15 protein-coding genes are annotated in these 15198 nt (G+C 75.2%); 7 read left to right on the plus strand and 8 right to left on the minus strand.

The window, feature by feature from the left end; genetic code table 11:
* The 3 genes from FA014_RS11895 to FA014_RS11905 all read left to right on the plus strand — a co-directional run.
* A partial coding sequence (locus tag FA014_RS11895; RefSeq protein ID WP_154729892.1) for a multicopper oxidase domain-containing protein occupies window positions 1-1368 on the plus strand: 1368 nt, incomplete at its 5' end.
* An 85-nt stretch (window positions 1369-1453) separates the two neighbouring features.
* A complete protein-coding gene (locus FA014_RS11900) occupies window positions 1454-1804 on the plus strand; it encodes a DUF3817 domain-containing protein (RefSeq protein WP_154729893.1) in 351 nt (116 codons plus the stop codon).
* A 124-nt stretch (window positions 1805-1928) separates the two neighbouring features.
* A complete protein-coding gene (locus tag FA014_RS11905; protein ID WP_154729894.1) occupies window positions 1929-3575 on the plus strand; it encodes an ABC-F family ATP-binding cassette domain-containing protein in 1647 nt (548 codons plus the stop codon).
* 111 nt (window positions 3576-3686) lie between these two features.
* Here FA014_RS11905 and FA014_RS11910 read toward each other — a convergent pair whose 3' ends face one another.
* The 5 genes from FA014_RS11910 to FA014_RS11930 all read right to left on the minus strand — a co-directional run bounded on the left by FA014_RS11910 (window position 3687) and on the right by FA014_RS11930 (window position 7832).
* Window positions 3687-4172 carry an ATP-binding protein gene (locus FA014_RS11910; protein WP_154729895.1) on the minus strand — a complete coding sequence of 162 codons (486 nt, stop codon included), beginning with the start codon at window positions 4170-4172 and terminating at the stop codon, window positions 3687-3689.
* A gap of 71 nt (window positions 4173-4243) precedes the next feature.
* Window positions 4244-4744, minus strand: coding sequence for a GNAT family N-acetyltransferase (locus FA014_RS11915; protein ID WP_154729896.1), 501 nt, complete (start codon window positions 4742-4744; stop codon window positions 4244-4246).
* Between the two features lie 37 nt (window positions 4745-4781).
* Window positions 4782-5603 carry a polyphosphate kinase 2 gene (gene ppk2 / locus FA014_RS11920; protein ID WP_154729897.1) on the minus strand — a complete coding sequence of 274 codons (822 nt, stop codon included), beginning with the start codon at window positions 5601-5603 and terminating at the stop codon, window positions 4782-4784.
* Window positions 5604-5672: 69 nt separating this feature from the next.
* Window positions 5673-6413, minus strand: coding sequence for a nucleotidyltransferase domain-containing protein (locus FA014_RS11925; RefSeq protein WP_154729898.1), 741 nt, complete (start codon window positions 6411-6413; stop codon window positions 5673-5675).
* A 6-nt stretch (window positions 6414-6419) separates the two neighbouring features.
* Window positions 6420-7832, minus strand: a complete 1413-nt coding sequence (locus FA014_RS11930; protein ID WP_154729899.1) for an APC family permease — start codon at window positions 7830-7832, stop codon at window positions 6420-6422.
* Window positions 7833-7970: 138 nt separating this feature from the next.
* On the opposite strand from FA014_RS11930, the gene FA014_RS11935 reads away from it, so the two are divergent.
* Both FA014_RS11935 and FA014_RS11940 read left to right on the plus strand, forming a co-directional pair.
* Window positions 7971-8297, plus strand: a complete 327-nt coding sequence (locus FA014_RS11935; RefSeq protein ID WP_230323099.1) for a YtxH domain-containing protein — start codon at window positions 7971-7973, stop codon at window positions 8295-8297.
* A gap of 15 nt (window positions 8298-8312) precedes the next feature.
* Window positions 8313-9920 (plus strand): FAD-dependent oxidoreductase, encoded by a 1608-nt coding sequence (locus FA014_RS11940; protein WP_154729900.1) that lies wholly within the window; start codon window positions 8313-8315, stop codon window positions 9918-9920.
* A 95-nt stretch (window positions 9921-10015) separates the two neighbouring features.
* Here FA014_RS11940 and FA014_RS11945 read toward each other — a convergent pair whose 3' ends face one another.
* Together FA014_RS11945 and FA014_RS11950 are read right to left on the minus strand one after the other, a co-directional pair.
* Window positions 10016-11419 carry a GntP family permease gene (locus FA014_RS11945; RefSeq protein WP_154729901.1) on the minus strand — a complete coding sequence of 468 codons (1404 nt, stop codon included), beginning with the start codon at window positions 11417-11419 and terminating at the stop codon, window positions 10016-10018.
* The gene (locus FA014_RS11950) at window positions 11419-11979 is read right to left on the minus strand and encodes a gluconokinase (RefSeq protein WP_154729902.1); all 561 of its coding nucleotides are present in this window, start codon (window positions 11977-11979) and stop codon (window positions 11419-11421) included. The genes FA014_RS11945 and FA014_RS11950 overlap by 1 nt, the downstream gene beginning before the upstream one ends.
* 234 nt (window positions 11980-12213) lie before the next feature.
* On the opposite strand from FA014_RS11950, the gene FA014_RS11955 reads away from it, so the two are divergent.
* Window positions 12214-12906 carry a FadR/GntR family transcriptional regulator gene (locus tag FA014_RS11955; protein ID WP_230323100.1) on the plus strand — a complete coding sequence of 231 codons (693 nt, stop codon included), beginning with the start codon at window positions 12214-12216 and terminating at the stop codon, window positions 12904-12906.
* Between the two features lie 18 nt (window positions 12907-12924).
* Here FA014_RS11955 and FA014_RS11960 read toward each other — a convergent pair whose 3' ends face one another.
* Entirely contained in the window at window positions 12925-14697 is a 1773-nt protein-coding gene (locus tag FA014_RS11960; protein WP_419178397.1) for a pyruvate dehydrogenase, read from the minus strand.
* 261 nt (window positions 14698-14958) lie between these two features.
* Between FA014_RS11960 and FA014_RS11965 the strand changes: the two genes are divergently transcribed.
* On the plus strand, window positions 14959-15198 hold a 240-nt coding region (locus tag FA014_RS11965), incomplete at its 3' end, for a hypothetical protein (protein ID WP_230323101.1).

Genomic DNA, 15198 nt, shown 5'->3' on the forward strand with positions numbered 1-15198 from the left:
GTGGTCGCGCTCGGGGTGGGGCTCGACCCCACGGCGGCCGGGCTCACGGACGGCGCGGTCGCGGCGGCGACGGGGGACGTCGCCCCGGTCGCCGCGTCCGGCCGCACCACCACCGTCGAGGTCGAGGCGCAGGACATGCGGTTCGTCCCCGGCCGGGTCGAGGTCCCCGCGGGCGACCGCCTGGTGATCCGGGTGACCAACGCGGACGCCGCGGTGCACGACCTCGTCCTCGCGAACGGGGCGACCTCCGGGCGGCTGGGCCCGGGGGAGTCCGCGGAGGTCGACGCGGGCGTCGTGGGCGCCGACCTCGACGGGTGGTGCTCGGTCGCCGGGCACCGGCTGATGGGGATGACGCTGGACGTGGTGGTCACCGGCGGGCCGGTGGCGGCCGGGTCCGACGGGACCGACGGCGCGATGCACCACGCCGCGACGGACCACGGCGCGGGGTCCACCGGGGGCGCGCCCTCCGCCGCCTCGGACGTCGACCTGTCCGGCGACCGGGGCGCCGCCGCCGGCGCCCGGGACGCGGCGCTGCCGCCCCTGCCGGAGTCCGGCCCGACCACCCGGCACGTCACGCTCCGGGTCCAGGAGCAGGAGCAGGAGGTCGCGCCGGGTGTCGTCCAGACGGTGTGGACGTTCGGCGGCACCGCCCCCGGGCCCGTGCTGCACGGCCGGGTCGGCGACACCTTCGTCGTCACGCTCGAGAACGACGGCAGCATCGGGCACTCGGTCGACTTCCACGCCGGGTCGCTCGCGCCCGACGACGTGATGCGGACGATCGCGCCCGGCGAGACGCTCACGTACACCTTCACCGCCACCCGGTCGGGGATCTGGATGTACCACTGCTCCACGATGCCGATGAGCCTGCACATCGCGAACGGGATGGCCGGCGCGGTGGTCATCGAGCCGCCGGGGCTGCCGGCGGTCGACCGGCAGTACGTGCTCGTGCAGTCCGAGCTGTACCTCGGCCCGCAGGGCGGCACCGCCGACGAGCAGAAGCTCCTCGACGGCGACGCGGACCTCGTGGTGTTCAACGGGGTGGCCGACCAGTACCGGCACGAGCCGCTCCCGGCGACGGTCGGCGAGCGGGTGCGGGTCTGGGTGCTCGACACCGGGCCGTCGCGCGCGAGCGCGTTCCACGTCGTCGGCGGGCAGTTCGACACCGTGTTCCGCGAGGGTGACTTCACGCTCCGGGACGGCGGCAGCACCGGGACCGGCGGCGCGCAGGTGCTCGCGCTGCAACCGGCCGAGGGCGGGTTCGTGGAGCTGACGTTCCCCGAGGCGGGGCACTACCCGTTCGTCTCCCACGTCATGACCGATGCCGAGCGGGGGGCCCGCGGGGTGTTCGAGGTGGCCGCGGCTCCCTGACCGGGCGCGCGGCGCGGCTCGGTCGCGCGGCGGGTTACCGTCGTGCGGTCCCGTGCCGCAGCCGACCCGCAGGAGCGCGCCCCGCATGAAGCGAGTGACCAACCCGGACGCCCAGGCGTTCCGGATCGCCGCGTTCCTCGAGGCGGCGACGTGGGCCGGGCTGCTCGTCGGCATGGTCCTCAAGTACGTCACGAAGACCACCGAGGTCGGCGTGCAGGTGTTCGGGCAGGCCCACGGGCTCGTGTTCCTGGCCTACGCGGCGCTGACGGTCGTCGCGGGGGTCCGGCTGCGCTGGGGCTGGTGGCCGACGCTGCTGGCGCTCGCGGCCTCGGTCCCCCCGATGTTCACCCTGCTCGCGGAGCGCTGGCTGCACCGGACGGGCCGCCTGGAGGCACCCGCGGACCGGGCCGCGGAGCGCACGCCCGCGGAGCGCTGACGCCCGGTCCCCACCCGGTTGTCGCGCTGCCCGCCGATCGATCAGGTGGCGACGCGACGACCCGCAGGGGTTCGGCTCCGGAATGCGCGTGAGCTCCCCGGCTCCGCCCGGCGACAATGGACCCATGAGCGCGACCGTGCAGGCCAAGGGTGTGGGGGCCGCGTTCGGCGACCGCGAGCTGTTCGCCGGCGTCGACCTGGTGGTCGCGCCGGGTGACGTCGTGGGGCTGGTCGGCCCGAACGGGGCGGGCAAGTCGACGCTGCTGCGCATCCTCGCCGGCACCCGCGCGCCGGACGACGGGTCCGTGTCGGTCTCCCCGCCCACCGCGCAGCTCGGCTACCTCGCGCAGGAGATCGAGCGCCGGCCGGACGAGTCGGTGCGCGCGCACCTGGAGCGCCGCACGGGCGTCGGCCCGGCGCAGGCCGCGATGGACGCCGCCGCGGAGCGCCTGGGCGCGGGCGAGCCCGGCGCCGACGACGAGTTCGGGGAGGCGCTGGAGCGCTGGATGGGCCTCGGCGGCGCCGACCTCGAGGCCCGCACCGGCTCGGTGCTCGCGGACCTCGGCCTCGACGTCGACCCCGAGCTGCCGATGACCGCCTTGTCCGGCGGTCAGGCGGCGCGGGTCGGGCTGGCGGCGCTGCTGCTGTCCCGGTACGACCTCTACCTCCTGGACGAGCCGACCAACGACCTCGACCTCGAGGGCCTGGCGCTGCTCGAGGACTTCGTCGAGCGGTCGACCGCCCCGGTGGTCGTGGTCAGCCACGACCGGGAGTTCCTCAGCCGCACGGTCACCTCGGTCGTGGAGATCGACCGCAGCCTGCAGCGCGTGGCCGTCTACGGCGGGTCGTACGACGCCTACCTGGAGGAGCGGTCGACGGCGCGCCGCCAGGCCCGCGAGGCGTACGAGGACTACGCCGCGCGCCGCGACGCGCTCTCCGCCCGCGCCCGGATGCAGCGGGCCTGGATGGACAAGGGCGTGAAGAACGCCCGCCGCAAGGCCTCCGACAACGACAAGATCGGTCGCAAGTTCCGCGCCGACGCCTCGGAGAAGCAGGCGGCGAAGGCCCGGCAGACCGAGCGGATGATGGAGCGGCTGGACGTGGTCGCCGAGCCGCGCAAGGAGTGGCAGCTGCAGATGAGCATCGCCGCCGCCCCGCGGTCCGGCGCCGTCGTCGCGGCCGCCCGCGCCGCCGTCGTGCGCCGCGGCGACTTCACGCTCGGGCCGGTCGACCTCCAGCTCGACTGGCAGGACCGGGTCGCCGTCACCGGTCCGAACGGCGCCGGCAAGACGACGCTGCTCGCGCTGCTCCTGGGCCGGCTCGAGCCCGACGAGGGCCGGGTCGACCGCGGCTCGGGCGTGCTGGTCGGGGAGGTCGACCAGGCCCGCGCCGCGTTCGAGGGCGATGCCCCGCTCGCCGACGCGTTCTCCCGCGAGGTGCCGGACTGGACGACCGCGGACGTGCGGACGCTGCTCGCCAAGTTCGGCCTGGGCGGCCAGCACGTGAACCGCGCCGCGTCGTCGCTTTCCCCCGGGGAGCGGACCCGCGCGGCCCTCGCGCTGCTCCAGGCGCGCGGGGTCAACCTGCTGGTCCTCGACGAGCCGACCAACCACCTCGACCTGCCCGCGATCGAGCAGCTGGAGCAGGCGCTGGAGTCGTTCGACGGCACCGTGCTGCTCGTGACCCACGACCGCCGGATGCTCGACAGCGTGCGGCTGACCCGGCGGTGGCACGTCGAGGACGGGCGGGTCGCGGAGGTCACCGCGGACTGACCGCGCCCACGCCCCGGGCCCGAGGCCGCCGAGATCGGTGCCTCCCCTCGAGATCGGTGCCTCCACGCACCGATCTCGGCGCCGAGCACCGATCTCGGCGCGCTCGGGACGTCAGCGCTGGGCCGGGAAGATCGCCCAGACGTGCTTGGCCGAGTCGGTGGTGTACCAGCCGACCTCCTGCGACAGCCGGTGCGCGATCAGCAGCCCGAAGCCGCCGGCGCCGGACGGGCGCTCGCCGGCGATGACGGGCGTGGTCTCCAGGTCGGTGTCGCAGACGTCCAGGAGGTAGTCGTCCGCGTCCACGAGCAGCGACAGCACCGTGGGCGGCAGGCCGTGCTGGAGCGCGTTGGTGGCGAGCTCGGACGCGACCAGGACCATGTTCTCCGGCACCCGGCCGAGGGCGTCCTGCGGCACCGCGTGCGGCGCGGTGATCTCCGCCAGCAGCTCGTTGCGCACCCGGGACAGGTCGGTCACCGAGTCGAGGCTCCACGACCGCACGGGCCGGAACCGCTCCGGCGGGCGGGACGAGACGATGCCGGCGTCCTCCTGGGGCCGTGCGGCTGCCTCGTCGGCGGGGTGCACCACGGTGTCCTCCATGGTCGATGACGGGTCTGGGCCGCCTCGACGGTAGGTGGCGCCCGGGCTCCCCGCCACTCAAACAGGACGAATCAGTGCATCCGGGTGGTGAGGTCCAGCGTCAGGAACGTGGACGCCGCGCTCGGCGCGTAGGCCGCGAACGGCGCGCACTCGACGAACCCCGCCCGGGCGTACAGCGCGCGCGCCGCCGCGAAGTGCGCGTCGCTGCCGGTCTCCAGGCTGACCCGCGCGTAGCCGCGGTCGACGGCCAGACCCACCAGGTGCGTCAGCAGCGCACCGGCCACCCCGCGGCGCCGCGCCGCCTCGGCGGTGTGCATGGACTTGATCTCCCCGTGCCCCGGCTCGATCTCGGCGAGCGCGCCCACCCCGAGCAGCGTCCCGCCGTCGCCCTCGCGCGCGCTGACGAACGTGATGTGCGGCGCGGTGAGCGCGGCCACGTCCAGGGCGTGCACGTCCTCCGGGTCGCTCTGCGCGTGCATGAGCTCCAGGTGCCGGGTCAGCAGCGCGCGCACGTCGGGGGAGCGCGGGTCGTCGGGGGCGATCGCGGGCGGGGCCGCCGGGGTCGTGGTCATCGGGCGGGACGGTACCGCGGCGCGCCCGGACCGCGGGTCAGGCGTCCGCCTCCGGGTCGCCGGCCAGCCGCGCCGCGTGGTCCGGGACCTGGGTGAACATCTCGCGCGGCGGCCGCTCGTAGTCGGCCAGCGCGGGCGGCCGCTTGGGCAGCTTCACCTTGTGCTGCTTCACCTCGCGGTACGGGATCGTCGACAGCAGGTGCGCGATCATGTTCAGCCGCGCGTTCCGCTTGATGTCGGACTCCACGACGTACCAGGGGCTGTCGGGGGTGTCGGTGTGCGCGAACATCTCGTCCTTGGCGCGCGAGTAGTCCTCCCAGCGGGAAATCGACTCCAGGTCCATCGGGCTGAGCTTCCAGCGCCGGACCGGGTCGTCCAGCCGGGACCGGAACCGGCGCAGCTGCTCGGAGTCCGACACGGAGAACCAGTACTTGCGCAGCAGCACGCCGTCGTCGATCAGCATCCGCTCGAACACCGGCGCCTGGCGCAGGAACAGCGCGTGCTCCGCGTCGGTGCAGTAGCCCATGACCTTCTCGACGCCCGCGCGGTTGTACCAGGACCGGTCGAACAGGACGATCTCCCCGCCCGCCGGCAGGTGCGCGGTGTACCGCTGGAAGTACCACTCCGTGCGCTCGCGCTCGGTGGGCGCCGGCAGCGCGGCGATCCGCGCGACGCGGGGGCTGAGGTACTCCGAGATCCGCTTGATCGTGCCGCCCTTGCCGGCCGCGTCCCGGCCCTCGAAGACCACGGCGACCCGGGCCCCGGTGGCGCGCACCCACTCCTGCAGGGTGACGAGCTCGGACTGCAGGCGGAACAGCTCCGCCTCGTACACGGCCTTGGGCACCTTCGGCGTCGTCATCCCCGGACCGTACGCCCGCGGTCCGCCCCGGCGGGAGACCCGTCGCGGGTCAGGGCGTGCGACCGCGGCTCAGCGGCGCCCCAGCTCCCGCGCCGCCGCCACCGCCGCGAGCAGAGCGGCCGGCTCCGAGGTCAGCCCCAGCACCACGTCGTCGACGCCCCGCAGCCCGGCCCGGTCCAGCAGGAGCTTCTCGTTCGTCGCCCACTCACCGCGGCCGGCGAGCACCGCGTGCGCCCGCTGGGTCACGGCGACGGCGATCTGGCCGGCGCACTGCGCGACCCGCCCGGCGCGCGCGTGCTGCTCCGCGCCGTCGAGGGTCCAGTCGGCGCGGGCACCCCAGATCTCCGGGGCGGTCCGGCGCAGCGCGGCGGGGAAACCGGGCCGGGGCAGGGCGCCGTGCAGCACCCGGTGCCCGGCGAGCTCGGCGACCACCACGTACGTCGGGAAGCCCGCGAGGTGGAACAGCAGCGGCTCGATGTCGAACTCGCCCCGCCCCGCGCGGTCGACCTCGCGCTCGACGACGTCCAGGTCGCGGTAGTGCACGTCGACCGGCCGGCCCTCGACGGTCAGCCACGCCCCGCCGTTAAACACGCCGCCGCCCCAGCCCCCGACCTCGAACACGTGGCCGTCCCAGCCGACGTCCCGGAGGTGCTGCGGGTCGAACGCGCCGCGGTAGTACAGGGCGAGGTCCCAGTCGCTGTCCGGCCGGTGCGTGCCGTGCGCGCGGGAGCCGCCCAGGGACACGGCCTCGACCCCGGGCAGGGCCGCCAGGGTGCCGGCGAGGCGGTCGAGGAAGGTCTCGTCGGACATGCGGCGTCAGCCTGCCAGCGCCGCGTCGTCCGCGTCCACCCTCCCGGCGACCAGCCGGTTCACCACGTACAGCACGACGCCGATCGCCAGCAGCACGGCGGCCCGCAGGTACACCGAGCCCTCCCGCCCGGTCAGCGGCGACGCCAGCACGAGCGACACCACCGCGCCGGCCACCGGCGCCCAGGTCGGCGCCCGGAACGACCGCGCGGAGTCGCCCGCGACGCGCTCGGGCTCGTCGCGGCCCCCGTCGCCGTCCTCGGAGGCCGGACGGCGCCGCAGCACCAGCACCGCGACGTTCACCACGGCGAACACCAGCAGCAGGAGCAGCACGGTGGTGTCGGCCAGGTCGCCGAGGTCGCCGGTCGCCGTCAGCGTCAGCGCGAGCACGACCGTGGACGCGATCGCCACCACCGGGGTCCGGCGCCGCGCGTGCACCCGCCCGAACACTGCGGGGATGATCCGCTCGCGGGCCATCCCGTACACGAGCCGCGAGGCCATCATCATGTTGATCAGCGCGGTGTTCATGACCGCGAGCAGGGCGATCAGCGCGAACAGCCACGCGGGGAAGACCAGCCCGGCGACCTTCACCACCTCGAGCAGCGGGCCCGTCGAGCCGACCAGGACGTCCGTCTCGACCAGCATCGACGCCGTGAACGCCACGGCCAGGTAGATGGCCCCGGCGATCGCGAGGCCGCCGAACAGCGCCCGCGGGTAGTCGCGCCGCGGGTGCTGCGCCTCCTCGGCCAGGTTCACCGAGTCCTCGAACCCGAGCAGCGCGTAGAACGCCAGCGCCGCCCCGCCGAGCACGCCCATCCACGTCGCGCCCTCGGTGTGCAGCTCCAGGGCCCGGCCGGGGTCGCCCTCGCCGCGCACCAGCGCCACGACGCCGATGGCGACGATCACCAGCAGGCCCGTCGCCTCGATCAGCGTCAGCACCACGTTGACCCGCACGGACTCCGACACGCCCAGCACGTTGACCAGCGTGATCAGCCCGAGGAACACCCAGGCCGCGACGACCGTCGGCACGCCGAACGGCAGCAGCTCCGCGAGGTAGTCGCCGCCGAACGCGCGCGCGGCGGCCGACGCGCTGGTGATGCCGGACATCATCACCGCGAACGCCACCAGGAAGGTGAGGAAGGGCCGCCGGAACGCCCGGTTCGCGTACAGGGCCGCGCCGGCGGCCCGCGGGTAGCGCGCGACGAGCTCGGCGTACGCGGTCGCGGTGAGCGCCGCCAGCGCGAACGCCAGCAGGAACGGCAGCCAGATCGCGCCGCCCACCTCCGCCGCGACCGTCCCGGTGAGCGCGTAGATCCCCGCGCCGAGGATGTCCCCGACCACGAACAGCAGCAGCACCGTCCGGCCGATCGACCGCTTGAGCGCGGGCTGCTGGTCCCGGGTCGCCTCCGTGGGCTCCGCCATCTGCGCACCTCCCGGGGTCACTGTGCTCCGGGGCGCGGCGGTGCGCGCGGCGAGCGCCGCCCCGCCGCCTCACCGGGCGCACGACGACCCCCGCGCCTAGGCTCGATCGGACCACCAGGACATCTCGGGAGGTCAGGCATGAAGGGCAAGCTGGCATTCGTCCTCGGCGCGGGCGTGGGCTACGTGCTCGGGACCCGCGCGGGTCGCGCGCAGTTCGAGAAGATCAAGGGCTGGGCGTCCGACGCCTGGCACGACCCGCGGGTGCAGTCCACGGTCGACGACCTGGAGTCGAAGGCCGCCGGGTTCGCCAAGGACCAGGGCGTCGCGCTCAAGGACAAGGCGGTCGACGCCGTGAAGACCGCCGTGTCGCGCGGCTCCGACGACGACACCGGCGCCGGCGCGACCCCCGCCACGCCGCCGGCCGGCAGCACGCCCACCACCCCGGTCACCCCGCCCGGGGCCTGAGCGGCGCGGTCCGTCGTGGTCGCGCGGACGTCGCTGTGGTGGGACCGGCGCGAGGCCGCGTCCCACCCGCACCACCGCGCGCCCGGGGCGGTCCCGCACCCCGGTGACGAGCCGGCCGACGTGGTCGTGGTCGGGGCCGGGCTCACCGGGCTGACCACGGCCCTGCTGCTCACCCGCGCCGGCTGCCGGGTCCTCGTGCTGGAGGCCCGGACGGTCGGCGCGGGCACCACCGGGCGCAGCACCGCGAAGATCAGCCTGCTGCAGGGAGACCGGCTCGCCGCGCTCGCCCGGCGGCACGACGACCTGGTCGCCCGCGCCTACGCGGAGGGCAGCGCCGAGGGCATGGACTGGCTGCTGCGCTACCTCGACGACCACCGCGTGCCGTACCAGCGGCGCGAGGCGATCACGTTCGCGACGACCGCCGCCGGCCGGGACCGCGTGGAGGCCGAGCTCGAGGCGGCCCGCCGCGCCGGGGTCCCGGTCGGCTGGCGGCGGCGCACGGACCTGCCGCTCCCGGTGACCGGCGCGATCGGTCTGGCCGACCAGGCGCAGGTCGACCCGCTCGACGTGCTCGCCGCGCTCGCGGCCGACGTCGTCGGGCGCGGCGGGCGGGTCGCCGAGGGCGTGCGGGTGCTCGGGATGCACCACGGTGCCGAGCTCGGCGGGCACAGCCGCCGCACGGTGCTGCGGACCACCGCGGGTGACGTCACCGCCGACGCGGTGGTGCTCGCGACCGGCACGCCGGTCCTCGACCGCGGCGGGGCGTTCGCGCGGCTGCACCCCCTGCGCTCGTACGCCTGCGCGTTCCGGGTGCCGGAGCCGCCGCCGGCCAGCATGGCGCTGTCGGTCGACGCCGACACCCGGTGCCTGCGCTCGGCACCGGCCCTCGCGGGGGAGGGGCTCGTCCGCGGGCCGGTCGTGCCGGGCGAGCCGCCCAGCCCGGTGGCTCCCGCGGTGCCGGAGCTCCTGCTGGTCGGCGGGGCGGGCCACCCGGTCGGGCGGCGGCCGCGCACCGGGGAGTCGGTGCGCGCGCTGGTCGAGTGGACGCACGCGCACGTCCCCGGTGCCGAGCTGACCCACGTGTGGTCCGCGCAGGACTACGCGACGACGGACGGCCTGCCCCTGGTCGGCAGGCTGCTCCCGCTCGACCCGCGGTTGTCCGTGGCCACCGGGTACGCGAAGTGGGGCATGACCACCGCGGTCGCCGCGGCGCTCGCCCTCGCCGCCGAGATCCTCGACGACCGGGCGCCGCGCTGGGCGGCGTCCTGGCGGCCCTGGGGCCGGCACGAGCTGACCGGGCTCGGTGACGCGGCCCGGCTGAACGCGTCGGTCGCGCGGTCGCTGGCCGTCGGCTGGACCACGCCCCGGCCGGCGGCCGGCACCCGCGCGGACCCGCCGGAGGGGCAGGGCGGGGTCGAGCGCGCGGGCGTGCGCCCGGAGGCGGTGTGCACCGTCGGCGGCGTGACCCGCCGGGTCTCGGGCGTGTGCACCCACCTGGGCGGGGTCGTGACGTGGAACGAGGTCGAGCGGTCCTGGGACTGCCCCCTGCACGGCAGCCGGTTCGCCCCCGACGGCACCCCGCTGGAGGGCCCCGCGACGCGCCCGCTGGCGCCGCTCGACTGACCCGCCGCGGGCCCCGCCGGCACCCCGCCGACCACGCAGAAGATGCGGGGTTCGCGCCCTGCGAACCCCGCATCTCCTGCGATCTCGGCGGGTGGCTAGATGACGAGGCTCAGCAGGAGGACGACCACCAGGGCCGTGACGGACAGGACGCACTCCATGAGGGACCACGTCTTGAACGTCTGGCCGACGGTCATCTTGAAGTACTCCTTGACCAGCCAGAACCCGGCGTCGTTCACGTGGCTGAGGAACACCGAGCCGGCGCCGATCGCCAGGACCATGAGCGCCACGTGCGTCGGGGACAGGCCCTCGGCGAGCGGCGCGACGATGCCGGCCGCGGTGACGGTCGCGACGGTCGCGGAGCCGGTGGCCACGCGGATCAGCACCGCGACCAGCCACGCCGCGAGCAGCGGGGAGATCGGGGCGTCGGCGAGGCCCTTGGCGATCACGTCGCCGACGCCGGAGTCGACCAGCGTCTGCTTGAAGCCGCCGCCCGCGCCGACGATGAGCAGGATGCTGGCGATCGGGGCGAACGAGGAGTCGACGAGCTTGCTGACCGCGCCGCGGTCCCGGCCCTGGCGGGTGCCGAGGAGGACCAGCGACACCAGCGCCGTGATGAGCAGCGCGACCAGCGGGGTGCCGACGAAGTCCAGCACCTGACCGGCGGTCGAGTCCTCGAAGCCGACGGTCTCGGCGAGCGTGCGGGCCAGCATGAGGACGACGGGCAGCAGCACGACGGTGAGCGCGGTGCCGAACGAGGGCCGGCGGGCGTCGTCCGGGCGGTCGGCGCCGCCGAGGATCTCGGTGGGCGGGTCGAGCGGGACCCAGCGGGCCATCGGCTTCGCCAGCAGCGGGCCGGAGATCGCGACGGTGGGGATCGCGACGAGCAGGCCGAGCCCGAGCGTCAGGCCGAGGTCGGCACCGAGGGCGTCGATCGCGATCAGCGGGCCGGGGTGCGGCGGCACCAGGCCGTGCAGGGCGGACAGGCCGGCCAGCGCCGGGATGCCGACGACGATCATCGACACCTTGGACCGGCGCGCGACGAGCATGACCACCGGGATCAGCAGGACGACCCCGACCTCGAAGAACAGCGGGATGCCGATGATGAACGCGGCGAACGCCATCGCCCACGGCAGCCGCTGGACCGGCGTGCGCGCCAGGATCGAGTCGACGATCTGGTCGGCTCCGCCGGAGTCGATCAGCATCTTGCCGATGATCGCGCCGAGGGCGATCAGGATGCCGACGCCCGCGACGGTCGTGCCGAGCCCCGCGGTGAACGAGGTGAACGCGTCGACGTAGGGCAGGCCGGCGGCGACGGCGAGCACGCCGGCGCCGAGCATGAGCGCGAGGAACGGGTGCAGCTTCACCCAGACGATCAGGGCGACGATCACCGCGATGCCGATGACCGCGGCGACGATCAGCCGGGTGTCGGAGACGGCGGGCGCGGCGTCGTCGGCCGCGGCGGCCAGCAGCAGCGGTGCTGCGGTCGGGAGCGAGAGCATCAGGACTCCTGGGGGGAGGTCGCCGGCGCCACGTCGGCGCGCGCGGTGGCGGGGTCGATGCCGAGCTCGCGCAGGGCGGCGTCGGCGACGGAGTGGGGCGAGACCTCGACCGGCACCACGACGCCGTCCTCGGCGTCGGTCAGCGGCTCGAGGGTCTGGAACTGCGACGGCAGGAGCGACGTCGGCATGAAGTGCCCGGCGCGGCCGGACATCCGCTCGCCGATGGCCTCGATCGTGCCCTGCAGGTGCACGAACCGGACCCGGCCCTCCGCCTCGCGGAGCACGTCGCGGTAGGCGACGCGCAGCGCGGAGCAGGTGACGATGGTCGACCGGCCGGCGCGGGACTGCTCGGTGAGCCAGTCCCGCATGGCGCGCAGCCACGGCCAGCGGTCCTCGTCGGTCAGCGGGGTGCCCGCCGACATCTTGTCGATGTTCGCCTGCGGGTGGAACTCGTCGGCCTCGGCGTACGGCCAGGCGAGACGGTCGGCGAGGATCTGGGCGGTCGTGGTCTTCCCCGACCCCGAGACCCCCATGACCACGAGGTGCTGGACCTCCGGCATCGCTGCCCTCCTTGACGTCGTTGTCCGGGCGGCGAGCGTCCGGGCTCTCCCCGGATCGCCCCGGGGTGCGGACACTCTGCCACAAAGATGAGACCTTTGTAACCCAAAGATGTCACCTGTGGTGCGAGGGGCGGGCGTGACCTGCGCTCCCGCTCCCGTGTGCGACCCTGGCACGGCCGCCCGGAGGTCGCGCGTCGAGGGGACGCCTCCCACGGGGTGGCAGGAGGAGAGCGCGTGGCGGTCGAGGTGCTGCACAGCACGGTGCTGGAGGCGATCGGCGCGGAGATCACCGCCGGGGCGCTGCCGGCCGGGGCGGTGCTGACGCTCGAGCAGCTCCAGCAGCGGTTCGGGGTGTCCCGCACCGTGGCCCGGGAGACGATGCGCTCGCTCGAGCAGCTCGGGCTGCTGACCTCCCGGCGCCGCGTCGGGCTCGTCGTCCGGCCGTCGTCCGACTGGATGGTGTTCGACCCGCGCGTGATCCGGTGGCGGCTCGCGGGCCCCGGGCGGCTCGGTCAGCTGCGCTCGCTCACCGAGCTGCGCGCCGCCGTCGAGCCGGTCGCCGCCGCGGCCGCCGCCCGGCACGCGTCGCCGGAGGAGGTCGATGAGCTGCTCGCCCTCATGGCGCGGCTGCGGGACCTCGGGGAGGCCGGGCAGCTGGACGAGTTCCTCCAGGTCGACCAGCAGTTCCACGCGCTGCTGCTGCGGGCGGGGCGCAACGAGATGTTCGGCGCGCTCACCGGGGTGGTCGCCGAGGTGCTCGCGGGCCGGACCCGGCACGGTCTCATGCCGTCCCGCCCGCGGGCGGAGGCGCTCGACGCGCACGCCGCGGTGGCCGAGGCGGTGCGCCGCCGCGACCCCGAGGCCGCCGAGCGGGCGATGACCGTCATCACGAGCGAGATCCGCGCCGCCCTCGGCGACCTGCACTGAGGGCGACGCGGCCGGCCGTCAGGGGCGCGGGACGTTGCGGAGGTTCGAGCGGGCCATCGCCATGACCTCGCCCATGCCGCCGCCGAGGATCTCCTTGCTCATCGCCGCCGTGAACCCGCTGACCTGCTGGCGCGTGATCTTCGGCGGGAGGGACAGCGCGCGCGGGTCGGTGACCAGGTCGACGAGCGCCGGGCCGTCGTGGGCGAACGCCTGGCGCAGCGCCGACCGGATCTGGCTCGGGTCCTCCACGCGCACCGACGGGATGCCGAGCGCGGTCCCCAGGGCGGCGTAGTCGATCGGGGGCGAGTCGGTGCCGTAGCTCGGCAGGCCGTCGACCAGCATCTCCAGCCGGACCATGCCCAGCGTCGCGTTGTCGAACAGGACGACCTTCACCGGCAGGTCGTAGTGCACGAGCGTGATGAGCTCGCCGAGCAGCATCGACAGCCCGCCGTCGCCGGCGATCGCCACGACGTGCTTCTGCTCCGCGCCCGAGTCCCGGGCGGCCAGCGCCGCGCCGATGGCGTGCGGCACGGCGTTCGCCATCGACCCGTGCAGGAACGACCCGATGACGCGCCGGCGGCCGTTCGGGGTCAGGTACCGGGCGGCCCACACGTTGCCCATCCCGGTGTCCACCGTGAACACCGCGTCGTCGGCGGCCTCCTCGTCCAGGACGACCGCGGCGTACTCCGGGTGGATCGGGCGGTGGTGCTCGACGTCCTTGGTGTACGCGCCGACGACCCCGCTCATCGCCTTCTCGTGCTTCTTGACCATCGAGTCGAGGAACCGGCGGGACTTCTTCCTCTCCACCAGCGGGAGCAGCGCGCGGACGGTCTCGCCCACGTCGCCGACGACGGCCAGGTCGTTCCGGGTGCGCCGGCCGAGGCGGGTGGGCTCGATGTCGACCTGCACCGTGCGGACGTCGGACGGGAGGAACTGGTCGTACGGGAAGTCGGTGCCGAGCAGGATCAGCAGGTCCGCCTCGTCCATCGACGCCTGCAGCGCGCCGTACCCGAGCAGGCCGGTCATCCCGACGTCGAACGGGTTGTCGTACTGGATGTGCTCCTTGCCCCGCAGGCTGTGGCCGACGGGCGCGGCGATCCTGTCCGCCAGCGCGATGACGTCGTCGTGGGCGCCGCGGACGCCCGCGCCGGCCAGGATCGTGACCTTCTTGGCGCCGTCGATCGCGGCCGCCAGGGCGGCGACGTCGGCCTCGGCGGGGACGACGCGCGGCTTCCGCGGGCGGGCCAGGGTGTCCGTGCCGGCCGGCGGTGCCTCGAGGTCGGCGACGTCGCCGGGCAGCGTCAGCACCGCGACGCCCGGGGCGCCGTAGGCGTGGTGGATCGCGCTGCGGATGACGCGCGGGGCCTGAGCGGCGGACGAGATCATCTCGGAGAACACCGAGCACTCGACGAACAGCCGGTCGGGGTGCGTCTCCTGGAAGTACTGGGTACCGATCTGCGCGCTCGGGATGTGCGAGGCGATCGCGAGCACCGGCACGCGGCTGCGGTTGGCGTCGTACAGGCCGTTGATGAGGTGCAGGTTGCCCGGCCCGCAGGACCCGGCGCACACGGCGAGGTCGCCGGTGATCTCCGCCTCGGCGGCCGCGGCGAACGCGGCGGCCTCCTCGTGCCGGACGTGCACCCACTGGATGTCCGCGCCCGCGGCCCGGGCCCGCCGGACGGCGTCCACCACCGGGTTGAGGCTGTCGCCGACGATGCCGTAGATGTGCTTGGCCCCGGCCGCCACCACCTGGGCGACGAGCTGGTCGGCCACCGTGCTGCTGCGTGCCACGGACTCGCTCCTGTCGTTGTCGTGTGGAGCCATATTCATCCCATGACTTGCGCGCGCGCCACCCGGGGCGGTGTCTCGTCGGTCACGGGGGACGGCTCCACCCTGGCGCGGACGCGGGGGGACGGCACGTCGAGCACGCGGACACCCGGGCTCGCGCGGGGGTGGCAGGGACAGCCGCGCCCGCGTCCGACAAGGTGATTCCCCTGGGCAGGAACTGTGGACGAGCCGCCCGGCACGCGCCTGACCTGGCACGCTCGCCTCGTGGAACCGACCCCCGTGGACGCCGCACGGCACCAGCTGCTCGACTTCACGCGCTGCGCCGCGTGCGGCGCGCCCCTCACTGCCACCCGCTGCGCGCGCTGCGGGCTCGACCTGGGCGGTGACGACGGGGCGCGGATCGCGGACGCCTCGCGTGCCGCGGTCCGGGCGCTCGACGCGCGGCGGGAGGTCGTCGACGCGGTGCGGGCGCGGCAGGCGGCGGGCGCGGGCGTGCCCGGGGCC

Origin of the sequence: Cellulomonas hominis (assembly GCF_005239125.1) — a bacterium.
Taxonomy (GTDB): Bacteria; Actinomycetota; Actinomycetes; order Actinomycetales; family Cellulomonadaceae; genus Cellulomonas; species Cellulomonas hominis_A.